This window comes from Mucilaginibacter sp. BGA-UO-ETr-C110, assembly GCF_059567985.1.
Map to the genome: position 1 here is coordinate 2595101 of NZ_JCAQPB010000002.1, position 26032 is coordinate 2621132.

The 26032-nt window shown below is 42.7% G+C and carries 13 protein-coding genes; 3 read left to right on the plus strand and 10 right to left on the minus strand.

All coding sequences use genetic code 11. The features are described 5' to 3' along the window. The first annotated feature begins 201 nt into the window (after positions 1-201). Together AC57BQ_RS11510 and AC57BQ_RS11515 are read left to right on the plus strand one after the other, a co-directional pair. Positions 202-360: a lmo0937 family membrane protein gene (locus AC57BQ_RS11510; protein WP_496406421.1), complete on the plus strand. Its 159-nt coding sequence runs from the start codon at positions 202-204 to the stop codon at positions 358-360. 168 nt (positions 361-528) lie between these two features. Then, on the plus strand, positions 529-3204 hold the full coding sequence (locus AC57BQ_RS11515; RefSeq protein WP_496406422.1) for a DUF7133 domain-containing protein: 2676 nt from the start codon (positions 529-531) through the stop codon (positions 3202-3204). 94 nt (positions 3205-3298) lie between these two features. Here AC57BQ_RS11515 and AC57BQ_RS11520 read toward each other — a convergent pair whose 3' ends face one another. The 5 genes from AC57BQ_RS11520 to AC57BQ_RS11540 all read right to left on the minus strand — a co-directional run bounded on the left by AC57BQ_RS11520 (position 3299) and on the right by AC57BQ_RS11540 (position 14280). Beyond that, positions 3299-3823 (minus strand): C40 family peptidase, encoded by a 525-nt coding sequence (locus AC57BQ_RS11520; protein ID WP_496406423.1) that lies wholly within the window; start codon positions 3821-3823, stop codon positions 3299-3301. A gap of 540 nt (positions 3824-4363) precedes the next feature. Further along, positions 4364-5680: an amidohydrolase family protein gene (locus tag AC57BQ_RS11525; RefSeq protein WP_496406424.1), complete on the minus strand. Its 1317-nt coding sequence runs from the start codon at positions 5678-5680 to the stop codon at positions 4364-4366. Between the two features lie 100 nt (positions 5681-5780). Next, positions 5781-8870 (minus strand): amidohydrolase family protein, encoded by a 3090-nt coding sequence (locus AC57BQ_RS11530; protein WP_496406425.1) that lies wholly within the window; start codon positions 8868-8870, stop codon positions 5781-5783. 260 nt (positions 8871-9130) lie between these two features. Next, positions 9131-10999, minus strand: coding sequence for a RagB/SusD family nutrient uptake outer membrane protein (locus AC57BQ_RS11535; protein WP_496406426.1), 1869 nt, complete (start codon positions 10997-10999; stop codon positions 9131-9133). Positions 11000-11010: 11 nt separating this feature from the next. After that, positions 11011-14280 carry a SusC/RagA family TonB-linked outer membrane protein gene (locus AC57BQ_RS11540; protein WP_496406427.1) on the minus strand — a complete coding sequence of 1090 codons (3270 nt, stop codon included), beginning with the start codon at positions 14278-14280 and terminating at the stop codon, positions 11011-11013. 613 nt (positions 14281-14893) lie between these two features. Between AC57BQ_RS11540 and AC57BQ_RS11545 the strand changes: the two genes are divergently transcribed. Further along, on the plus strand, positions 14894-15817 hold the full coding sequence (locus tag AC57BQ_RS11545; protein ID WP_496406428.1) for a S1C family serine protease: 924 nt from the start codon (positions 14894-14896) through the stop codon (positions 15815-15817). A 72-nt stretch (positions 15818-15889) separates the two neighbouring features. Here AC57BQ_RS11545 and AC57BQ_RS11550 read toward each other — a convergent pair whose 3' ends face one another. The 5 genes from AC57BQ_RS11550 to AC57BQ_RS11570 form a co-directional block, all read right to left on the minus strand. After that, positions 15890-17053 carry an acyltransferase family protein gene (locus tag AC57BQ_RS11550; RefSeq protein WP_496406429.1) on the minus strand — a complete coding sequence of 388 codons (1164 nt, stop codon included), beginning with the start codon at positions 17051-17053 and terminating at the stop codon, positions 15890-15892. Between the two features lies 1 nt (position 17054). Further along, on the minus strand, positions 17055-19289 hold the full coding sequence (locus tag AC57BQ_RS11555) for an alpha-N-acetylglucosaminidase (RefSeq protein ID WP_496406430.1): 2235 nt from the start codon (positions 19287-19289) through the stop codon (positions 17055-17057). 28 nt (positions 19290-19317) lie between these two features. Beyond that, on the minus strand, positions 19318-20850 hold the full coding sequence (locus tag AC57BQ_RS11560; protein ID WP_496406431.1) for a glycoside hydrolase family 28 protein: 1533 nt from the start codon (positions 20848-20850) through the stop codon (positions 19318-19320). A gap of 138 nt (positions 20851-20988) precedes the next feature. Further along, the gene (locus AC57BQ_RS11565) at positions 20989-22587 is read right to left on the minus strand and encodes a RagB/SusD family nutrient uptake outer membrane protein (RefSeq protein WP_496406432.1); all 1599 of its coding nucleotides are present in this window, start codon (positions 22585-22587) and stop codon (positions 20989-20991) included. Positions 22588-22606: 19 nt separating this feature from the next. Next, complete coding sequence (locus AC57BQ_RS11570; RefSeq protein ID WP_496406433.1) at positions 22607-25942, minus strand: TonB-dependent receptor; 3336 nt, start codon at positions 25940-25942, stop codon at positions 22607-22609. Between the last annotated feature and the right edge of the window lie 90 nt (positions 25943-26032).

Genomic DNA, 26032 nt, shown 5'->3' on the forward strand with positions numbered 1-26032 from the left:
TTTTTCTAAATTTTTATTGAAAACATAACAAGCTATTTCAGGTACAGATGTAACATGTATCAGAACAAAAGGTTTTAAGTCCCTTACCTTACTTGAATTATATATTATTCTATTTCTCAAGCATTTAACGACCATCCTTCCCCGGCAAGAAGAATTGGCATGGTTTTTTCTAAAGTTTAAATACATCAAACTATAAAAACTATGAGATCATTATTGTATTTGATCGCAGTCATCCTGATCATAGGATGGGCGATTGGCGTGTTTGCTTACTCAGCAACCGGTTTAATTCATACATTGCTCGTTATCGCTATAATTGCACTTTTGCTCGGTATCATCAGGAGATCTTCCGCGACGATATAGGCACAACAGATTCAAGTAAAAAAGTAAAAACGCGGGTTAACAGCCCGCGTTTTTACTTTTTTACCCCCTGTCTGAATAAATTAAATAAAAAATGCACCTACCATTAAATGAAACACATAAATTTATCCGTTTAAATAACACTTATTATTTCCTAAAATTTTTAACCTTATGCTAAAACTGTCTTTCACCCTGTTTTTTGTCGTCGTTTTTTTCGGTACGCTTAGATATTTCACAGGCGCTTTTTTTCAAGAAGATCAACCTCAAATTAAGCATGCTTTGCTCAATCAAAGCCATGTATCAAATATCGGGCAAAGAGATACCTCACGTGGGCCGGATGGGTTAACCATTACCAGGTTTGCAGGTCCCGAGCTTACACCAAGTCCCGCTTGTATTGCAACAGCGCCAACAGGTGAGGTATTTGTGGGTGTAGATATGATAGGCTCCCTGGGTAAAACTCCCGGAAAAGGAAAAATTATCAGGCTTGTAGACAGCGACAATGACGGTAAGATAGACAAGCATACAGAATTTGCCGAAGTTGATGATCCCCGCGGAATCCTGGTGATGGGCAACCAGGTTTTTGTGATGCACACTGTATTTTCAAAAGAAACAGGTAAAGCTACCGGAATGAACCTGGAAGTTTTTACTGATAAGGACCAGGACGGCATTGCCGATGGGCCACCAAAGCCACTTATTGAACATATAAGCAACGCCCATATGCTGGCCGAACGGGGTACAGATCACGCTACCAATGGCATACGGATGGGGATTGATGGCTGGATATATATAGCTGTTGGCGACTTTGGCTTTCACGATGCTATAGACCGCAGTGGCAAGAAACTAACCATGCTGGGTGGCGGCATAGTAAGGGTAAGGCCGGATGGAACCGAGATGGAGATTTACACCCACGGCACCCGGAATATTTATGATGTAGCCATTGATCCTTACATGAATGTTTTCACCAGGGACAATACCAATGATGGCGGTGGATGGAATATCCGTTTTTCTCATCACATACAATCGGGCGAATATGGATATCCCGTATTATTCCAGCATTTTACGGACGAGATCTTGCCAGCCCTGGTTGATTTAGGAGGCGGATCGGGTACAGGATCTTTGTTTATGGACGAGCCTACCTGGCCAGAAAAGTATAACCATGTACCCATGACGGCTGACTGGGGAAGAAGCGAATTGTATATTAATCGTTTAAAACCAGATGGCGCCAGCTTTCAGCAAAAAGAAGAAGAATTTATTCAATTACCGCAAATTACGGATCTGGATGTAGATGGATCAGGAAGGCTTTATCTTTCTGCATGGGATGGTGCCGGTTATTCCGGCGATGCGGCTAAAGGCTATGTTGTAAGAGCGGTACCCAAAGACTGGACTTACAAAGCTTTCCCCGATCTTAAAGCCGCCTCAGCAAGCGATTTGGCAAACCTGCTTAAATCAGCAAGCGCTGTAGCCCGGTTAAGCGCATCCCAGGAACTCCTTACGCATCATGCCGACGAGGCCGGAAAACTGTCGCTTGCAATTGCAAATGATGCAAGCCTCCCATTATATGCCCGGGTAGCGGGTGTTTATACCTATGCCCAGGCAGCCCGTGAAAATGGGATACCCGCATTAGTACAGCTTACAAAGGATAAAGACTTAAGAGAATTTGCCTTAAGAGCACTGGCCGACAGAAAGGCTGGTATTCAAAATGTTCCCACTGAACCGTTTTTAGCTGCTTTAAAAGATCCTTCTGAACGTGTTCAGGCAGCAGCTATTGTTGGTTTGAACCGCCTGGACAGGATAACGTCAGCACAGGCATTATTAGCAACACCGGTTCCGGCTACTTTTGTGGCGCCAAACAAAAATGAAGAAGGCCCGCATGCCAAACCTAATGCGGCCATTATATTACCACACCTTGCAGTAAGGGCATTGGTGAGCATGAATGCTGTTGATGATTGCGTTAATGCTATCGGCACACCGAATTCAACTCTGGCCTTATGGGCTTTAAGGTATATGTATGATACCAAAGCTGTTGATGGTCTAATTAAATCCTACGCCAGAGTTAAAGATGATAAAACTAAAAAGCAAATACTGGTAACGCTATCACGCCTTTATAAAAAAGAAGCTGATTATGATGCTTCCTGGTGGTGGGGTACCAGACCAGATTCGCACGGGCCAATTTACAAAGGCGTTACCTGGGCAGGTTCAGCACGGATCGAGCAATTTTTAAAAACTCAATGGACCAAATCAAGCCCTACCGGAAAACAGTTCTTTGCCAATTTAAATGCACGCCATCAAATGGGTATTACAGCATTTGGCGGTGAAGACAAAGGTGTTGCCCAGAAAGAGGTTAAGATCGATTTGGCCAAGATCACGAATAAGAAAGGTCAGATTGGGAAATCTTCTATCGAGGATGTGATGCTGATGATCGCTAAAATAAAAGGAGATCCCTTAAAAGGAAAAGCTCTTTTTGCCCGCCAGGGTTGTATAGCTTGCCATAGCCTAACCAGGGGCGAAAAGCTGAAAGGGCCGTTTATGGGGCAAATCGGTTCCATCATGACGCGGCAGCAAATTGCGGAGTCGGTTCTAAAACCAAGCGCGTCAATTTCGCAGGGCTTTGCTACCGTTGTAATATCTGCAAAAGGAAACAAAAGCTATATGGGTTTCATCACCGAAGAATCGGCCCAAAAAATAGTGATGCGGGATATAACAGGCAATGTTTTTACAGTAAAAGCTGCTGACATCATCAGTCGCAAGGAATTGAAAACATCTATGATGCCTACCGGTCTTGCCAACGCGTTATCATACGAGGAATTTGCTTCGCTTATCACTTTCCTTTCACAGCAAAAGAACTAATTATTATTTGTTAAATCTGCTGATTTCCATCATCATAAAAAAGCTTCTGTGATATCACAGAAGCTTTTTTTATATCAACAGGATAAGAAAAATGTTAAATTAACAAGCGGATAACCTGTACAAAGCGGCGTTTATACCTTTCATCCATATTGGATATGGTAACGCCATGTTCTTTACCGGAGGTGGAGTGGATAAATTTAAACTCATCGCTCGAATTGCAATATACGATACCCACATGGCCAATTCTGCGGGTATGTTTTTTAGTGCCTGTAAATAGGATGATATCACCAGGCCGGGCATCCTCTAATCTGATTTTTGTACCTACACTGATAAACTCGCAGGAGGAACGGGGTACATTAAAATTAAATTTCTTGAAAACATAACTTACAAATCCCGAGCAATCGAAACCCGCTGATGGATCAGAACACCTGGAACGATACCGCGTACCTAAAAGGGATTGGGCAAAATGAAGGAGCGTATCTGCCGAAACACTATCTGTTGATAGACTGGCGTTTACGTGTTTTATTTTATGAGTTAATTTAAATCTGCGTACATGCGTTTTTGAAAACAGCGATGTGGTAAGGCCTATAAAAAGAAAGAGGATTAAATATTTACTCATATTGCACCGGCAATTTATAAAATTAAGCTAATAAGCAATTGAAATAATAAGCAATTTTTTTTACACAATTTCTTAACATCATTTTATGTCTTTGCAGGGCTCTTAGAAAGAGTAATCGCCAATCATTGGCGGCTATCTAAAAAGGGTGTCATGCTGAGCTCCGTCGAAGTATGGTGGGCAGGCCTCTGCCCTCTACCCTTCGACGGAGCTCAGGGTGACAGCCACCCTTTTTTTGAACATTTTCATCCTTTTTGTCATATGATGGGCTAATACCCTCCCAAGGGAGGGAATCGCACATATCCCATGCTTTTAAATTTAATCAGCCTAGCTCATGAACCATTCCCTCCCTCAGAAAGATAATTTAACATCTTCTACATTTCCCTCAACGTCTCCCGCAGAGGCCCTCAAACATGGTTTACAGTGTAAACCCAAAAAACGACATAAATAATAATTAATTATCTGATTATCAATTATATAAACTAACAAAACCTTTAAAAAGTGTAAACTATGTAAACCCACTTTTTATACCCAAAAAAGCAATTATAGCTTTAAGCCGTATTTGTCGCTAAATTTTTTGTAAAGCTGCTTGTGCAGGTTATCCAGGTTGATATTGCGGCCTTGTATAAAAGCGGTTTCCACATCAAGGCCTATCATATCCAGGGCATCGCCTTTAGATATAAAAAGGTTTGCATCCTTTCCGGTTTCTAACGTACCTGTGGTTTTATCAATACCTAATATTTTGGCATTGTTCAGGGTGATCATGGATAAAGCCTGTTCTTTGGTTAAGCCATATCCTACTGCCTGCCCGGCTTCAAAAGGCAAATTGCGCTGACGCCAGAAACCTGTACCGGTTAAGCCGTAAAGTACGCCCCCATCCTGTAACAACTTAGGCAATTTGTACGGCAGGTAAACATCATCTTCATCCCTATCGGGTAAGGCCTGGGTTTCGCGGAGAATTACCGGCACATTATTTTCCCGTAACAGGTCGGTAACCAGGTATGATTCTTTCCCCCCAACAATGACCGCCGAAATACCAAAGCGTTTGGAAAATGTTACTGCCTGCCCTATTTCTTTAGCATTATCAGCAATGATAAACAGTTTTTTTGTACCGTTAAACAAACCCTTCATAGCCTCAAAACGGATATTGGTTACTGACGGCTTAGTTATTTCCGCATATGATTTAGCTTGCTCAAACAAACTGGTGATCTCATCTATCTTTTTCTGGGCACGCTGGGCCGGTGTTTCCTGCACAACTCCAGGTACCGGCACCGCCCCTCTTCTTTCGCGGCCACCTACAGCAGCTGTAGGCCAGTTTAAATGGATGGCGATATCTTTTTTATAAGCCGCATCCTCCCAGTTCCAGGCATCCAACTGTACCACTGAGGATTCCCCGGAGATCACGCCTCCATTTGGAGTGGGCTGAGCCAATAGAATGCCATTGGAACGTACTGTAGGAATAACTTTGGAATCGGTATTGTAAGCCACCAACGAGCGTACATGCGGGTTGAGATCACCGGTTTCTGTATCGTCAACTGTACCGCGGGCTCCCTCTTCTACTTCAACTAAGCCTAATGTGGTCATTGGGGCTATAAACCCGGGGTATACTTGTTTACCGGTGGCATCAATCACTTCTGCATCGGCAACGCTTGGTGCAGCGCCTTCACCAACACCCGTGATTTTACCTTTTACAAAAGTGATGTAACCGTTGTTAATTACCTGTCCGTTCCCGACGTGTATCGTTGCGCCTGTAATTACAACAGGTTTTGCTTGTGGTTTGGCCGGCGAAATATTGGCCTGCCCATAAGAGAAGGAAATGCCAAGCAATAATCCTCCTAAACTTAATATATTTTTTTTCATGTTGATTTTAAACTAAGAGCCAAGATATTAGAATCAAGAATTAAGACAGAAGGTTAATTTCTCTCTTGATTCCTGACTCTTGATTCTTGATTCATATAAATTATTGCTCGTTACGATCTCTTGCCTGGCGTGCTGCTTCTTTGGCCCGCTCCATTTCTGTATAATCGTCGGCTACTACAAAATTGTCTTCCTCAACACTTTCACACTCATAAAGACGACGGCGGGTTGCAGTTGGTCTTTGCGTAGCCGCGCCTTTGCTTTTAGCTTCCAGCATCTTTTGTATGATACGTCCTTCATCCGCGGCCAGGGCCTTTTGCTTTTCGGCATCCTTTTCAATATCCCAGTAAAGCACCCCATCAACAAAAGTTTTTTCGGCAACGGCATAAACAGACAACGGGTCTGCCGACCATAAAACAATGTCGGCATCTTTACCTGGTTTAATACTGCCTATCCGGTTATCTACATGCATCATTTTTGCAGGGTTCAGGGTTACCAGCTTTAAGGCGTCTTCCTCGCTCATGTGTCCGTAGGTTACCGCTTTCCCGGCTTCCTGATTCAGGCGACGGGCCATTTCAGCATCATCTGAATTAAAGCCTGTCACCAAGCCCACCTCATGCATCAGCTTGCCATTATACGGAATAGCCTCGGCCACCTCACTTTTGTATGCCCACCAGTCCGAAAATGTAGAACCGGCAATATTGTGCGCTTTCATTTTATCGGCCACTTTATAACCTTCCAATATATGAGTGAAGGTATTGATGCGGAAACCCATGGAGTCGGCTACATGCATCAGCATATTGATCTCCGATTGTACATAGGAGTGGCAAGTGATAAAGCGTTTGTTATCCAATATTTCTACCAGGGCATCCAGCTCCAGATCTCTCCGGGTGGTGCTTCCTTTTGCGGCACGGGCGGCTTTGTACTCTTTAGCTCGTGTAAAGGCATCTATATATACTTCTTCAACCCCCATACGTGTTTGCGGAAAGCGCAAGGCTGCGTTATTAGCAGGCGCCCCATTATTACTTCCTTTTACGTTTTCACCTAGGGCAAACTTGATAAAGCCATCACTACCCGCAAATTTGATCTCTTCGGGCAGCATACCCCAGCGGTGTTTAATTAATTGTGTTTGACCGCCAATGGCATTAGCCGAACCATGCAATATATGCGATGTGGTTACCCCACCAGCCAATTGTCTATACAGGTTGATATCCTCTGCGTCAATAACATCCGCAATGCGCACTTCGGAGGTAACCGACTGCGTACCTTCGTTAATACCTCCTGTTGCCGCGATATGCGAGTGTTCATCAACAATGCCGGCAGATATATGCTTGCCTGTTGCATCAATTACTTTTGCTCCTGCTGATGACAGGTTTTTACCTACTGCCTTTATTTTACCGTTTTCAATTAATACATCGGTATTTTTTAATACGCCATCTTTTTCATTTGTCCAAACAGTACCGTTTTTTAGTAATACAGTCTCCGCTTTGGGTATCTCGGCATTACCAAACGCCGCAAACGGATAAATGACCGGCCCCACGCTTGCATTAGGTTTGGGGGTATCCTGCGGAGATCTGGATGGCGGTGCAGCACTCGTGAATGTTGCAGCCCATTTACTCAATGATCCATCCGGAAATACGGCATCGCCTTTCAATGTTATCGGGGAAACCGAAGATATGTACCCCGATAAACGGATAATGCCTTCCGGATTTTTCTTGTAATCAAAATAGATGCTTACCCGGTCGCCGGCCCTGGTAATGGTGCCCCGGGTGCGGGTACTATCCACGCCAGAGCGTTTAACACTCACTTCATATACGCCTGGCGTACCGCTAATAATTAAAGTGGTATTGGCAAAACCTGTTCCGTTAACCTGATAGTTGCCCCGTAAGTCGGCAACGTTCATTTTACTTACCACATATTGGCGGCCTTCTGTCCAATTCTCATAAATAATGTTATCTGGTTTGAATAGATCGCCTGAAGTAATAATAAAGCTGGCCAGTTTACCTTTGGTCAATGTACCTACTTTATCAGCAACACCAAGCATTTCTGCCGGGATGGTTGTTAATGAGTTCAGCGCCTGTTTTTCACTAAGGCCGGAGGTGATGGCGCTTCTGATGTTTGTCCAAAAATCACGGGCATTGGTTAAACCAAAGGAGGTTATGGCAAATTTCACACCTGCTTTTTCCAAAGCTCCTGGATTGGTTGGAGCCAGTTCCCAGTTTTTTAATTGCTCATATTTAATGCTCCGGGCATCCATAGGATCCTCCACATCATAAGGCTCAGGGAAATTTATGGGGATGATAAACTCACTACCAGTAGCCTTTATAGCAGCAATGCGCTGATATTCCTGACCATCCGTTTTGTATATATAATGCCGGCCAAACTCCCTGGCTATTTTGTCTGCGCGTAAAATGCTTTGCGGGTCAGTCACCTCGAAAATCTGGGGCAGATTTTGTGTCCGGTTAAACTCATCAAGGGAAATATTGTATTCTCCTTTTTGTGTTTTATACCATTGCGCATCATAGTAAGTTTGACGCAGCAACGCTATACTGCCCATTAATGATGATGGATAATTGGTAGCAGCAGTACCTTTGCTGAAGGAATAATGTGCCGCTGCCTGGTCGTTCAGCATCACTAAATTGTCGCGTTCATCGCCTAAGCTCACCACAACCGAAGTTCCGCGGGCAATTCCATCATGTATGAGCGATTGCACGGTACTAAAGCCATTCTTTTTTAAATCTTCACTCTTTACAGCATCTCCATGAAATACTGTTTTGGCATTCATTTCGGGTTTTATGGATTCGTTCCAACCATAAGCTCCGGGTTTTGTTGATACGGGAACAATAGTTCGTCCACCAAAACCTCCGGCTCCAAACGCCTGTCTAGGTTGTTCAGGCATACCATAAGTGGAATAAGCATCAATCAACCCGGGGTAAATAAATTTCCCTTCCAGGTTAACTACGGTATATCCTTTGGGGATGGGGATATCTTTACCAACGGCTTCGATTATCCTGTCTTTAACCAATAAAGTCCCCCCGCTTATCGTTTGATCGGCGCTGGTAACTATGGTGCCATTTGTAAAAGCGTATTGCCCCGGGCGGATATCCCACGCACCGTTAACCGGGAACGTTTCCTGCGCGTCGCAGATTTTAAGAGCAAAAAAGAGAAAGCAAAAAAGTATTGTTTTTTTCATATGTATTGACTTACTTCTAAATTTATTAATTAAGCTCAGAAAAAAAACAAATATTTTAATTATCATAGGTTTGTTACATCCAGGCAGCCATATTAAACCTTATGAATACCATTTTTAATAAGTTTTGGGTGATAGTAACAAGGTATTATGACCGCTGAGGTTTAAGTGTTAATCCACCAGATTAAAAGACGAAGGCTTTGCTGTTAATAACAGCAAAGCCTTCTGAGCAGATTACTTTTTAAGAATAAACTTTCTGCTTTTTAATTATAGCCCGGGTTTTGGATCAGCTTAAGGTTTTTATTTACCTCTGTTAAGCTGATGGGTAAAAAGTACATCTTATCAAGCCATTGCCTGTTTTCGATCCCGTTATCAATTGCAGGCGTGTAAGTATAGTTATAAATAGTTTCGTCATGCTTGTAAGGCGACGGAGCTGTTTTGCCTGGCTTTAGGGTGCCTGTTACGGTTATGAAGATCAGTTTTTGACCCAGGGTAGCAGGCGCTATCATCCAGCGACGTGCATCATGGAATCGCTGTTCTTCATAAACCATTTCTACCCTCCGTTCATTCCGGTAACGTTGCCTCAGCGCATCGCCCGATTCTGTAAGGGCTGGCATCCCCGCACGGAAACGGATCTTATTGAGCCAGGTGCGGGCTTCGGCGTCCTGCCCTAATTCGATACAGGCTTCGGCATAATTAAATACCGCTTCGGTGTACCTGAAAAACGGCCATGGAATAAACTGTTTAGTGTTATTATCCACAACGTTCGGGTCGATATCAATAAATTTACGCACATAGTAGCCAGTCCAGCTGCCGTTCCAGTTTTCGATGCTGCTTTGGCGGGTATCCAAACCAGCCAATGTTCCCGAGCCTACCTGGTAGCTTCCGGTTTGAATTTGATTGGCCGGATCAACATTACCTGATATTTTGTCGCGGGGTTTCCATCCTGCACCATCAAATAAGATAGAAGCATACAACCGCGGGTCCCTGTTCTTATAAGGCGCGGCTTTATTGGCCGGGTTATTCCAGTCGAATTTAGTACCATCGCTATTTTCATAATCGCTTACTAAATTTTCAACCGGCGTATTACCTGCCCAGTTATGATAACCATTGGGGCCATTATTTAAACCTACATTTTCGCCGCCTTCGTCTTTACCAGCAACAAAATACCTGGCAAAAATAAGTTCGCTCGAAGCTGCGACATCAACAAAGGTGGCTTTACTGCCGCCGCCCATCGCAATAGAGATATAATTAGTCTTAGCATCGTCAAATGAGGCCGGGGAAGCTAAATTGAGTTTATAACCAGTGCCAGCAGCATCTATAACAGCTTTGGCCGCGTCTTTTGCTGCCTGCCAGCGGGCAGTCCTGTCGCCACTTATATAACCCAAAAGCTCGGGATGAGCATAAGCGCTGATCACAGCAGATTTAGCTTTGGCTGTGGGGATATCATGCAGATCGCTTGCTGCATATAACAACACCCTTGACTTTAAAGCCAAAGCGGCTGGCACTGATGTGCGGCCTTTATCCATAGTTTTACCGGTTAAAAGGGTAATCGCACTATCACAATCAGCAGTGATAAATTTAACACAATCATCATAGCTGTTTCTGGCCGCTGAGTAATCGGCCTCACCAAGCTGGTATACTTTGGTAATGAGCGGTACCCCTCCATAATAACGCACTAATTGTTGATAATAATAAGCCCGTAAAAAATGAGACTCCCCCTGCAAGCGTTCTTTGAGTGATTGATCTATCGGGGCCTTAGCCAGGTTTTGTAACGCCACATTACATGTCCTGATACGGTTATACATGCTTCCCCACTCATAGGTATTGTTTGTCCAGCCGATATTGGTTGGGCCAACCGTACCTTCATTAATAACATTTATGCTTCTGCCAGGATGGGTAAATACGGCTTCGTCTGATAGGGAGGCCAGCTCCTGCTCATCAAAACCTCCATTGCCTAAGCCGTTATAAATTTCGTTTACAAAAGCGGCAGAAAGGGCGCCATCTTTCCAGGTATCTTCAGAAGGCACTTCTGTTAGGGGCTTGGTATTTAAAAAGTCTTTCTTACATGAGGTAAGTAACGCGCCCGAAACAATTAATACAGTTAAAATATGTTTGATTAAATTTTTCATGGTTTTCGTTATTAAAAGGTTACTCTGATACCGGTGTTTAAAATTCTTGACTGCGGATAATACTGTCCGTTGCCTGAAAGTGATTCCGGATCCCATATTTTCAATTGATCCCAGGTGAGCAGGTTAAGACCGCTTACATACACCCTTAAATTGCTCATTCCTATTTTTTGAGCTATCTGGCCGGGCAGGTTATAACCCAATTCCACATTTTTTAAGCGGAGATAATTGGTGCTTCTGTAGAAATAAGTACTGGGATTGTTATTAACCGAATACCAGGTATCGCCCCGGTTAGCTATCCTTGGATCAACACTGCTTGGCTTATCCACAGACCAGCGGTGGTCATAAGTATATTGGAGGTAATTCCCAATATCACCCGATTCAGTATTGATAGGCAGATAACCACCTGTAGCACCCTGAAATAATATTGACAAGTCGAAACTTTTATATTGCAGATTGAGTGATAACCCGCCTGTAAATGTTGGTGTAATACCCCTATTAAGCCGTTCGCGGTCGTCACCGTTAATTTTACCATCGCCGTTAACATCCTTGAATTTCAGGTCACCAGGTCTAAGCTGAGGGGTTAGCCCGCTGTAATCTAACTTATTGGCATTAATTTCGGCCTGATCTTTAAACACACCGTCGGAAATGTATAAAAGCGGAGCCCCGATAGGATGTCCTGTAGCAAACTGATATGGCGGTGCACCAGGAGCTTCGTCCTGGAATATAATTTTGTTTTGGGCATATCCACCGTTGATGCTTACATTATATTTGAGTTCACCTATCTTCCCTTTATAACCTATCTTAAACTCATAACCTTTATTGTTAACCTTGCCTATATTTTCAGGAGGTAAAAGATTGCTTATGCCTGTACTTGCCGGTGTAGATCCCTGGCGCTCCCAAAGTATATTGGTTCGTTTATTATAGAAGTAATCAAATTCAAAATTAATGCGGCCTTCAAGCAACTCACCCTCCAAACCTATATCGTAATTATTGGCTACTTCCCAGGTAAAATTTGGGTTAGGTACCCGAAGCTCATATAAGGATTTGGTTACCTGATTATTAAATATATAACTCCCAAAACCATAGGTTGACAGATATTGATTTTCCTGTAACGTGTTATTGAAATACGGCTCAGCTCCCATTTGTCCGTATGAGGCACGGATCTTTAGGTAATTGATGGCCTTAAAGTTATTTTTCCAGAAATCTTCCTGTGATATATTATAACCTAACAATAAGCCCGGGAAAAATCCAAAACGATGTGCTGCCGGGAAAATATATGATCCGTCATAACGCCATAAAAACTCCGCCAGGTATTTTTGCTTATAGTTATAGGCTGCCCTGCCAAAGTAACTTAACCGGGCCCGCTCATAAGCACCGCCTGAATTATCTTTTTCCGCGTCGCCACCGGCAAATAACTGATCAACATCGGGAGAAAGAAAATAACGGCGATAGGCACTAAAATAATCATCGCTTATGGTTTCGCGGGTTACGGCAGCCATCAGGTTAATGGTATGGTCGCCAAAAGTGCGGTCGTAGTTGACAAAACCGCCGAGTAAAACATTCAACTTATTTTCATCACTTTGTGACAACCGCGGATCAGTAAAGGTAGAACGTACACTGGGTGTAAGTACAGGGGTTTTGCCATCTGCCTCATAGGATTTATGATCCCAGTAATACAATGTCCATGGTGTTGACCATACCTTGTTACGCTGTATAAACTTATCGATAGAAGCCGTACCCGTCAATTTTAAACCCTCTACTCCGGGAATCAATAACTCTACCTTTCCATTGGTCTGAAAATAGTCTCTCCTGTCCCTGTTATAACCTGTTTGGTTAGTTGTAATCACAATAGGGTTTTGTCCGTTCTCGATATCCGGTCCGGGTAAGCCATTGGGCCAAACTTCCTGCTCAGTTGGCTTGCCTCGCATCAGCATCCTGAATATATCTGCCGCGCTTTGTGTTGGAAAATTCCTTGCTTCCTCACGTGCCGTTACACCAATACTGGTATTGATATACTTATTTACCTTGGCATCCAGATTTACGCGGAAGTCATACTGCTTGTAACCAGTTGCGGAATTTTTGTAGTAGCCATCCTGGTTGGTGTAGCCAAGTGAGGTTAAAAATTTCACATTGTCTGAACCACCATTTAACTGAAGATTGTGGCGGCTCTGAGGCGACCATGTTTTTAAAGTAGTGCCAAACCAATCGGTATTTGGATGACCGAGAGGATCTGAACCATCGCGGTATTTTTGTATATCGGCAGGTTGAAAAGCCGCGTTAATTACTTTTCCACTCTGTTGCTTGTAACTACCGGCTGTGTTAAAAGCCGACCACGCAGCACCCCATTCAGATACAGGTGTATCGCTATTATATAAAGTAATTTCATTATTCAGCGTGGCGTACTCCGCGGCGCTGGACATTTTGGGTATTACCGTTGCCTGCGCAAAGCCCTGGTTAAAATCATACGACAATTGTGTTTTTCCTGATTTGCCGTGTTTGGTCGTGATCAAAATTACACCATTTGCTGCCCTTGAACCATAAATCGCGGCGGATGCGTCCTTCAAAACCGATATGCTTTCTACATCAGCCGAGTTTAAACGCTCCAAACCTCCGGCCCTGTCTGGTACACCATCAATAACCACAAGGGCATCACTGTTACCCAAGCTGTTTGTTCCGCGGATGTGGATAGCAGAGCCATCATAGCCAGGTTCGCCGCTGGATTGTACGGCTGTAACTCCGGGTAAACGCCCGGCCAGCGTATTTGATAAATTTACCGTAGGCGACTTTTCCAGATCGGCCCCTTTTACAGATGCCACAGCACCGGTAACAGTTACCTTTTTTTGTACACCATAACCTACAACTATAACCTCGGTGAGGCCTTTTGAGGAGGCTTGCAATTTAATACTGAGGGCATTTTTCCCATTAACAGGAATCTCTAAGGTATTGTAACCAATGTAGGTTATCACCAAAACGCCATCATCAGGAGCGGTGATTGTAAAGTTTCCCTTAACATCGGTTACAGTGCCGTTATTGCTACCCTTAACCATGACCGATACACCGATCAATTTCTCACCGGTAGCCTGATCGCTTACATTACCAGACACTTTTATAGGGGTATTTATGTTATTTTTTCTTCCCAATATGGTTTTTGGCGATATTTTCCGGGTATTAGTAACACCCGCATAGGATAGCGGTGCAAATATCAGAACTATTAATATTTGGTACAGAACAGTTTTACAAACTTTTAGCAGGGGGTTATTCCTATCCAAATTGTGTTTCATAGCTTTTTAAATTAGTTAATACTTAATTTGTGTAATAAGATGTGTAGATTCTTTCAGGAGGAAATCAACATGTAATGGCCTCCCTGACATTACATAATCGTTTTAGCTTATTTTCCCATAGGCAATTGTTTTAGTTTATTTTTTACTAATTGGTTAATTCAATAAAAAGGCTGATATAAGGCGATATCCGATATCCGGGTGCCTGGGCAAGAGCAAATAATATCACGTCCTGATACTCTGGGGTTTGAGTAAGAGGGGGCTGTGTATTAATGCTGTTTCTGATAAAAAGTTGATAAGTGCACTTTATCAACCAGGGAATTATCAGGTAAATGTTTAATTATCAATAGGTTCTAAGGAACAATAATTGTCCTAATAACACTTCTTTAATTGGCAGAGCTAATATAATAATATTTAAATAAGTTGTACCCCGGATAAGAATATTAATAAACTATAGAAAATATTTCCGCTAAGGAACGCCTAATAGATATCCTTATTAAAAGCAGATTAATGACAAAACAGCATGTTTTTTAATGGATTTACACAGAATGCGGAAATTATTACAGCCTTTTTCAATGGGTTCATTTATTGATGGCTAATGTTTGAAAGGATTTATATGGATCAGTATTCTTCGACCATTATTAATGCCGTAGAGAAAGTTAAAACGGCAGTGGTCAAAATCGAACTTTTTAAACAACAGAAAGACAAAGAACAGCCGGTTGGCTCTGGCTCAGGTTTCTTATTTTCTTCGGATGGGTACCTTTTCACCAACAGCCATGTGGTGCAACAGGCAGAGATAATTAAAGTTAAAATGCATGATGGCACTACGCATATGGCTGCCCTGGTAGGTCAGGATCAGGATACAGATCTGGCTATACTAAAAATATCGGCCTCTGATTTTATACCGGTTCATATGGGCGATTCCGAATCCCTTGCAATAGGCCAATTGGTTATAGCCATTGGAAACCCATTAGGTTTTCAGCATACCGTAACAGCGGGGGTTGTAAGCGCCCTTGGCCGAACACTTCAAGGTCAAAACGGGCGATTGATGGACAGCATGATCCAGACAGACGCGGCTTTAAATCCTGGAAATTCGGGTGGCCCGTTGATCAATACAGACGGAGAGGTAATTGGAGTGAACACGGCCACCATAAGTGGTGCCCAAGGCTTATGTTTTGCTATCAGTATCAATACAGCAAAAGATATAGCCAGTCAGCTGATTCGTTTTGGAAAGGTTAAAAGGGCTTATCTGGGTTTGGTACTACAGCAAATAGATATTGTACCCAAATTAAGGACAATAGCCGAAGTATCGAATAAACAGGCTTTGTTTATTTCTGATGTTGCGAAGGGAAGCCCTGCAGACAAAGCCGGCATTCAAAGCGGGGATATATTATTTTCATTTAATGATGTGGCCATTGAAAGTTCAGATACGCTTTTTAAGTTGTTATCTGAAGAAAAAATAGGGCAATTTCAGTTTATAGGGATCTTAAGAAACAATTATAAGACTGAGTTTCGTGTAACGCCTATTCAAAAAAATTAATTAGTGAGTATCCCCATGCTCAAATCGACTATCCAGATAGTTTTCCGGGTAGTCGGTTAGGGTATTTATACATCAGATCTTCAGGAAAATTTTATTCCGGTATAAAATATACAGGAGTGTAAGCTGTATAATAACTATCGAAACAGCATTCCAGAAAGTTTGCCAGTTTTGGGACAGGTGATGAATAAGTCCGCCAAAAAAGAAATTGGCCGTATGCTGAAAATCAACCATCCCCTCAGCTGCTAAATATATAACGATAGAATTTACCCCGATAAGCACAAAAGGGAAAGCCCACTTGCGGTAACCGGCTACATCGATGATCAGATAAAAAACTGAAAGAAAGACCAAACTCCATCCCCCAACAAATAAAACAAAAGAGCTTGTCCATAAACGTTTGTTGATCGGGAAAATCATATCCCACAATATACCCAGGGAAATTAATACCAGACCTGCCAGAAAAAGCCCAAGCCCCTTTTTCCACATGGGCCATTTTGTTGATTCATATTTTAAAAATTGCCCGGTAAATATGCCCAGCATAGCCGTACCAATTGCCGGAATGGTGGATAATATCCCTTCGGGATCATGCACTTTATCATGTAACCTGCCGGGTAGTAGTAAACGGTCGATGTATGATTCCAGGCTTCCGTTCATGGTTAAAACACCGGCCCCATAACCCGGAACCGGGATCAGCTCCATTGCCGCCCAATAACCCAGTAATAATATACCGAACCATAGTATTTGCCCCCGTAAACCAAAGTTTAGATAGATGAGACCTGCAAAAAACCAGGCCAGGCCAATGCGTCCGAGCACGCTGGCAAAGCGGGTATTTTCATAACCATTAAACTTAAACAGCCCGTTAACTACCATGCCTAAAAAAAGCAGGATCAAGGTTCGCCTGATCATTGATTTATAGATTTCTTTTTTTGCGGCGGAGGGCAATAAATCAGGATAAGCAACCTCATATTTGCTGATCTTATTACTCATGGAGTATGGCATGGAAACCCCGGCGATAAACAAAAACAGCGGGAAGATCATGTCATAAAAGGTGATCCCATTCCAATCGGTATGGTGCAGCTGGCCCGACATCCATAAAAATAGTGGCCAGCCCGTAGCTTTAGCCAAGGCGTGGATAACGCCCTCCCCACTCATGATCCAGAACATATCAAAACCCCGCAGGGCATCAAGTGATAGCAGGCGTGCTGGTTTTGTGGGAATTTTAACGTCGCTCTTTCCCATCTTATTTAAGGTCTTCTCCCATCACATTTCTGTACTTTTTATATAGTTGCTCAGCAATAACCACACTGTTTCCCGAAGGTGATACGGGATAACTTTTCCTGGTATTAACCCACTGCCATTCCCATGCGCTGATCGATTTATCAAAAGCTTTAAGATCCGGCGTTTTATCAGTTTTCAATGATTCACCCAGCAGATCAAAAAATTGTTGCCAGCGTACTTTATAAAAATCGTTCAACAAGCCGCTCCACTGCCTGCACGAATATTCATGCAGCGGACTATTTTCGTCTCCCCAAAGGGTAATCAGGTTACGGGCATTCCGCTCGTATAGATTTTTTTCTTCTTCATTGCTTCCCCAGTTGCGGGCACCAGCTACCCAGGGACCTAATAAAAAATCTTTCCGGGTAGCCAGCAGCTTATCCATATCCGCAATAAGCTCCAGGTATTCGCCGGTGTATTGATCAAATGCCTTGCGGTCTTTATCATTATAGGCCTTTAGCCATTTTAACTGCAATGGCCTGGCGTAATTGGCCAGTGCCTGGCGGGAGACATCAACCAGATCATAATTAAAACCGTCGCTTTTCTGGCAGGCTGGAATAGCCTCTATCATTTTATCCCATGCGGGTAACAAATCCTTACGTTTATAATTCAGCCTGGTACGTGTCCAAACAGCTGCGGAATCAAGCGTGGGCCTGCCGGTGATGATGGATTCGGCGCCATCACGGATATCTTTTCCGTTAAAAACAGTATTTCGCAGTGTTTGCCAAGCCCCTAATGCGGCAGTGCTTTTTACACCATAGCGGTTCAGGATATATTCTGGCAACCACTTATCCAGGTCGATTGGTTCCTTTTGCCAGGTATTTTGGGTCATTAGCTCATACAATACCGGTGTTTGTTCAATAGCTTCCATGGTTAAGCCAATACCTACCATGCGGCCCGAGGCTGGGTTATGAAGAGCTGCGGCGGGTTCTTTTGCCACGGCATCCATCCTGCCAAATAAACTGATATTGCCACCGTAATTATGCAGCATGTTCCAGATCCAGGGTTTTCCGTAAAACGCGTTGGTACGCTTCCAGATAGGTTCAAAATCTGTATTCAGATCCAAAACGATCATGTGTTCATTGGGGACGGCATTCAATAAAGCTTTAATTTGCTGATCGTGCCAAAACTCGCGATCGCTGTAAAACAACCAGCCCTGCATAACCCAAACCGCTTTGGGATCAGCGCCTTTCATTCCATCGTACACACGGGCACTCAATTCGGCTAAAAATTGGGGATCATTGGATGGCGGCTCGTTTTCATTAAAGGTATCTGCCGAATACAAATGATCCGTTCCGTAGATCCTGGTTTGTTCCTGGATAAATTTCTTGCCAATCTCTGCAAATAAAGGATCCTCTGAATCCAGGATATAAGTATCGGCAAACCCGTTTTTCCAGTTGGTTTGCTTGAGCTTGGCCTTTGGAAAATGTGCTTTAAACGAAGCGGGCACATGCCCGGTAAAGGCTGGCAGCACGGGTTTTAAGCCCAGCTCCCGCTCTCTTTTCAATATTTTTAATTGCAGGTCTTTGTGATTGTTTATCCAGCTTTCGGGTAAAGGGCCGTCCCACTTATCCATATTGCCCATATAAAACCATCCGAAGTAAGCCGGACCGGTAAAAAAGTCCTGCATATCGGCTTTGTTAAATCCCATATCGCTGTATACCTTGTTCCACACATATTCCTGTCCGGAAATGGCCAGGGGCATATTAATACCATGCAGCGCCATCCAGTCAATCTCCTTTTCCCAACGTTTCCAATCCCACCAGCTCATGCTGTAACTGTAGGTGCAATAGTTTAAATAGTAGCGATAATCATAAGGTGTATTTTTCCTGACTTTTTTAGCGGGGACTGGTAATTTGGCGGGTAAATTCAGATTTGTACCGTTCCAGGTTATTTGACAATGCGTGTACTCCGTTAGATAATAATACAGCGCCGAAGCCACCGCAATGCCATTATTACCCCGCAGAATGATCATACCATTAGCGCCATCAACCTCAAAAACATCTTTGGAAGTATGGCTTTGCAATGCCTGAACTTTAAATTTTTGTGCATAACCCGGTATTACTCTTTTGATGAGCGCGTAGGAAGCCGATAGATTTAATTGCGCGTGGGCATTGGTAAAAACGCCACAAATAAAGCATACCAATAAATATTTGAGGCGGTCTTTATTACCTATCATCATTTTTAATTCTTTTGACACTTTTTTACCCCAAATCATCAGCAATAAACTATTGTATTTTAATAAATTTCTTATCGTCTCCCGGAAGCTGGATATCTTGCAATAAGGGCTCCTTTACATTATTCAAGATCATAATGGGCAATACATCAGTACGGACAACGCTTACCTTTTCCAGTGTCAGCTTGTTTACATCATCAAAAATAAATGGGGTACGAAAATCTTTACCGGCATAAGTTACACGGATATTTTTCATTTTTATACCTGTGGCGTGCCTTACATAAAATCCGGAAGCCGGTAATTCCCCAAACATGGAGAACTCGGGGTAGTTGGTTATTTTTTCAGGGATCCTGGTTAAAGAATCCGGGTTAAAATAAGCCACCTGTTTTTTGGCGATACCAGCATAACTGATGTCAATATTTTCGAGGGTGATATTATTGGGAACAAAACCGGGGATACCAGTAATAGAAGAAGGGAAAACATTATGGGCAAATTGCTCGGGAGGTCCATCCATGTGATAACCCTTGTCTGGCTTACCTGCAGGTATCTCACACTTAACATTCCCGATGTAAACGTTATTAATTGACCCTGGCGCGCTTTTTTTATTGCGTTTTCCCAGGCGGATAAAAATCGCGTTACCTGTATTTTTTGCAACGATGTCCCTGATATCAATGTCGCTTATCACAGCGCCATCTACCGATTCAATAGCTATGGCTGAGCGGTAAGTATCGTACACATAAATATTCCGAACCGTTATTTTTTTAAATCCACCCCAGGATGCCGTTCCCATTTTAAAGGCGCTGGCGCTTGAACGTATCCGGCAGTTAGCGATATATATATTTTCGCAGGCCCCTTGTGGGTCAGATGATTTCAGGCAGATGCCGTCATCGGCCACATTAAAAAAGCTATTTGTCAGTTTTACATTTTTACAGTCGACCAGATCGATCCCATCATTGTTTAAAAATGTATTGCTGATCACTTTGATGCTGTCAATAACCATATTGGTACAACTTCTGTAATCCTGGATCCAGCATAAGCCGTTTTTAATAGTGATGTTTTTAAGGGTCACCTTATCGCATTTTTCAAAAACAATGAGTTTGGGCCTGTTATCTTCTTCCGGGCGTAATTGGTGCCAGTCGTTATAGGTTTTCCATTCCGCATCTTTCAGCGTGCCATCGTTCAGCATCCGGTAAATATCTTTTAACAAAGCTTCACCCTGCCCGTTTATAGTGCCTTTTCCGGTGATGGAAATATTTTGTTGTCCTTCTGCCCTGATCAGCGGAGACGCTTTTCCAGGGCCATAGGTAATGCGTTTGACAGATGCACATAACTCAGCACCCGCAGCAAGATGCAATTCGACATTTGACCGTACATGGATAACGCTGGTCACAAATTTACCAGCCGGAAACCAAACAGTCCCCCCTCCTGCTTCAAAAGCCTGGTCGATAGCCTTTTGAATAATGAGGGTATTATCGGTTTTGCCATCAGCTATCGCTCCAAGGGTTTTGATATTATATACTTTTTTTTGAGCAAGGGCCGCATTACAAAGGACTAATGAAAATATGAATAATAGGGTTGATCTCATACTATTTTAAATGATTTAAAACCATTATTTGGTTTTAATCTATCTGCTTATGATCAAAATTATAACAATCGGTTTTATTGAAGAAAGATAGAAATAAATCCCCGGCCGTAAATGGCCGGGGATTTTAAATAAGAACTATCAATAACCCGGGTTTTGTGTTAATTTAGGATTTAACTGCATTTCTGGTCTGGGAATAGGGAAAATGCGTTTATTGGGATTAGCGTCAGTTTTTATACCCCATGCTTTTTCAAATTGCCCAAACCTGATCATGTCGTTTCTTCTCCAGCATTCCATAGCCAACTCTCTTCCCCGTTCGTCCAATATATCCTGCAATGCTACAGAAGCAAGGCCGGTAGCTTTGGCACGTGTACGTACCTGGTTAACCAATGATAATGCAGTTTGGCCGTTGGTAGCAGTTGCTCCTCTTAATATGGCTTCAGCTTTTTCTAATAAAACATCGGCATACCTAAACATAGGCACATCGTTACTTTGGTTGCGGGTGGTACTCAGGCTATCCGGATAAAATTTATTATTTCTGTAGCCTTCTTCGTTAGCCAATTCATCATTACCAATATCAAAAGTTGCGTTGTTTTTCCATACAATATCCGGCGTAAACTCCAACTGGTGTACAACAACTCCGGTAGGGTTAGGGCCGCTGTAACTGGCATCAAGGCCTATATTAGTTGTGGTAATGTTAATAGGTGTTCCGTCGTTATTATATTGTTTGCCGGCAAGGTATTGTTTTTTGCGAACGTCGTTCGCATCGTTAAACAGGGCGTAATATTGTTTATAGGTATATACAGGCCCATCGGGCGTGTAAGGCATTTTATACTTAGCAGCTAAATTGGGATTGATTGTCCACCGTGCGTAATACATGCCTTGCGCCAGTAAAGCGTCATAGGGTATGGCAAAAATAAAATCTTTTACCGCCGGTCCGTTACTTGGTTTAAACATGCCTAAATAATCACTATCTAAACTGTACTGGCCTCCTTGTATAATGTTATCGCACATGGTAACCGCATCCTGGTATCTTGCTGTTCCTATATAGTATTCTGCATTCAGATACATTTTAGCCAAAATGGCGTAGGCCAGGTATTTTGTAGGCCTGCCATAAGTTGCGGCCCCTACGGTTGTGCTCAAATTAGGAATTTGCGCCAGTAACTCACTTTCAATAAAAGCAAATACAGTGGCCCTTGGTTGTGTGCCTAAATTGGTGGTATCGCCAAAGGTTTTAGATATGGGCACATTGCCAAACAGGTCCATCATATAAAAATATGATAAGGCACGCATGGTTTTTATTTCGGCAATAGTTTGTTGTTTGGCTGTACTTTCAGGTGCTGAAGCAAATACCGACAGTACCTTGTTACAGTTACTGATGGTCGTGTAACCCCATGACCAGCATGATTCTATCATACCGTTATCCGGTGTTACGGTATGTAAATTAACCGTGGAGTATGTACCACCATCTAACCAGTTACCGCCACGGGCCACCAGTACACTTTCATCTGTACTAAGGTTTTGTAACAGCCAGTACTCGCGGCCTGGTGAGGTGCGGAATGAGGTATAAATAGGACCTGTTGCTGCCACAAATTGTGCAGCTGTTGTTGGGAAATTGCTTGGTGTAAGCGCAGACTTCGCGGCGACATCCAATTTTGTACAGCCCGACAGGTAAACTGCTGCTCCAGCAAGCAAAGCTACGATGCTGAGTTTCTTATATATATTATTGATGTGGTTCATGTCAATTAAGTTTTAGGTATTATAAATCTACTTGTACGCCAGCCAGGAAGCTCCTTGTTTTAGGATAAAAGTTATTACTATCTACTCCTATAAACTGGCCGCTGGCCTGATTATTCAGACTCAGGTTCAACTCTGGGTCAACACCTTTATACTTTGTAATGATAAATAAGTTGGTACCGGTAACATATAAACGTAACCCATGTATGTAGTTGCCTTGGATCTTAGTTTTGTAAGACAAGGTTGCATTACTTAACCGCACAAAAGTGCCGCTTTCAAGGTATCTGGTTGAGTATAAATTCGCATTTACGTCATTAGCCGGCTCGCTTAATGTTAGCACTGGTACGCCATGCGCCGAGGCTTGTGTGGGCTGATTAAAGCTTGCCAGTGATGCATTCATGATTTTATTACCACCCTGACCACGGAAAAAGAAATTCAGGCTGAATTTTTTATAAGTAAAATCGTTACCCCAGCCAAATGTATAAGTTGGCTGCGCGTTACCGGCATAAGTTTGATCGGCACTTGTTGGCGTGGTAGTGGGCTGCCCGTTGGCGCCCAGAAAGGTTGATACGCCATTAGTACGACCGAGATATTTTAAAGTATAAAACTCACCAAGCGGATATCCTGATTCAATAATAGACGTTTTGATACCACTTTGCCCTGGCCCTTCGGGATCGCCTACATAAATTTTGGAAAGGTTGGCCCCCATTGAGGTGATCCTGTTTTTATTAAAAGCAATATTTCCATAACTGCTCCAGGTGAAATCCTTTGATTTTACAGGGGTTCCGTTTAAAGATACCTCAACGCCTTTATTGCTCATACTGCCTACGTTGGCTGTAGTAGTACCCACAAAATTATTGATCAGCGCAACCGGAATATCAAAGATCATGTTGGTTGTTTTTTTACTGTAAACATCAACTGATCCACCTAATCGTCCTTTAAGTATTGAAAAATCAATACCACCGTTTAAGGTAGCTGTTGTTTCCCACTTTAAATCTGGATTAGGATTTTGAGTTATACCAACAGCATTGGTATAAGCCCCATTATAATAAAAGTAGCCGGTTGTGCCGTATAAGGTTTGCGGTGTATACGGATTGAATCCTACTGCATTACCCGTTTGCCCATAACCTACACGAAGTTTCAGATCATCAAACAAAGTTTGTGATTTCATAAACGATTCGTCACTAACCCGCCATGCCGCTGACGCAGCCGGAAAATATCCCCAGCGGTTATTGGTACCGAACGCATTTGAACCATCACGACGTATAGAAGCCTGGAAAATATACTTGCCCAGATAGCTGTAATTCAAGCGCGAGTAAAACGATATTAAGCGTAACGTATTAAATGATGTGGTTGTATTTGCAAGATCAGAGTTAAGACCGGTCTGGCTACCTAAACCCTGGTTATAATAACTGGTCACATCGGATGGAAAGCCCTGAGCTACTGACTGAAAGCCATTGCCTACCGTAGTTTCATCATACGAGTAACCAAACAAAGCCTTAAAATCATGCTTATCGTTCCAGTTATGGGCATAGGACAAATAGTTTTCAAATACCTTTTTGGTATCCTCATAGGTTGAGCGTATAGCTTTTCCACCCAGGTTAGGCGCCAATTCCGAAGCCGAATCATAATAAGTGTTATTATTGGTGGTCCTGCTCTGATAGGCTAAGTTCAAGTTATATAATAAACCAAATGGTAATTGCAGTTCGGCTTTGGTATTGGCCAATAAAAGATTGATTTTTTGTTGATAGGTATCATTGGTGATCAACCCTACCGGGTTATAACCCAATTTTAAAGTAGGGTCATTATATAATGTACCATCGGCATTATAAATTGTGCGGGTTGGTAAATACTGTACTATTGATTTAAATAAACCCGGGCTTTGACCATTTGCTGTGTATAACGGGATATCGTTCACCAGTAAACCTGAATTGGTTACTGAATTACTGACGGAAAAGTCAAGTTTCAATTTATCATTCAATGTTTTTTGGGATACGTTAAGCCTGCCGATAACACGCTTTAAATTACTGGTTTTCACAATACCCTGGTTATCCAGGAAATTTATACTTCCGCCGTAAAGTGTTTTATCTGTACCGCCGCCAAATGAAAGGTTATGATTCTGAGAAAAACCACTGCTGCGTTCCACTGCTTTTTGCCAGTCGGTATTACCTCCGTTATCATTAGCGGGTGTAAAACTTTGTCCGTTGGCTTTAACATAAGCCCTTAGCTGATCGGCACTGGCTACTTTAAACGAGTTAGATATCTTATCCATCGATGCATAAGCATCATAGCTCATCCTTAATTGCCCTGGTTTGGCTTTTTTAGTGGTAACAATAATTACCCCATTAGTGGCCCTGGTACCATAAATAGCAGCAGCAGAGGCATCTTTCAATACATCAATTGAGGCGATATCTGCCGGTGCAAGTAATTTAAAATCGGCATCAGGCACGCCATCAATTACATAAAAGGCTGATGAACCTGCAGGACGTACGGTTGAGGGGCCACGGAGTGTAACTGTTGCGGCTCCGTTAGGGTTACCATCATTGGTAATATTTAAACCGGCTACCTTACCTTCTAACAGATCGGCAGGTGTTGATACCACGCCCGCGTTAAATTGCTCAGCCTTAACAGTCGAAATGGCGCTGGTTAGCTGCCTTTTGGTACTGGTACCATAACCTACCACCACCACTTCATTCAGCCCCTTCTGATCCTCATTAAGTATAACATTAAGTACTGTTTGGTTTTCGATCAGCACCTCTTTCATCTCAAACCCTATGAAGCGGAATTGAATAACACTCCCCTTCTCGGCATTTATAGTAAATGTTCCATCAACAGAAGTTGAGGTAACTGTAGATGTACCTTTAACTTGTACAGTTACTCCAGGAATGGATACACCTTTTTTATCTACCACCTTGCCGGTAATGCGTATCGGAGCCTGCTTCTCCGTTTGATCTGCAGATGGCTGACCCGGTTCTTTGATGATGATGGTATTTTCATCCAATTCATAGGTTAATGGCTGATCTTTAAATATTTTCATCAGCACCTCGCTAAGCTCCGTGTTGGTAACGTGTATGGTTATAGGCCGGGCTTTTTTGATAACCTGGTTATTATACATAAACAAATACCCGGTTTGTTTTCGTAATTCTCTCAAAACCGATCTGAGGTCGCCGTTTTCTTTGGAAAGGCTAACTTTTTGCGCCATGGTTGATGCGCTCAGGTGCATGGTCAGTACAAATAAAAGGACGCCCGTTAGTTTCATTATCCGTAATACCTGTTTAAAATAGCTATCGCGTAGGTTTGTGTCATTAAGCCCCCCGCCATAAGGCATAGGGGCTTTAGAATGTAGAAGTTGTTTCATACATTTGAATGTTTGGGTTAAGTTTAAAATCAATGGTTACAATTGTAATTTGGGTTGATCCAAGCATTTAGCCTCCCTGGCCGGAATCCG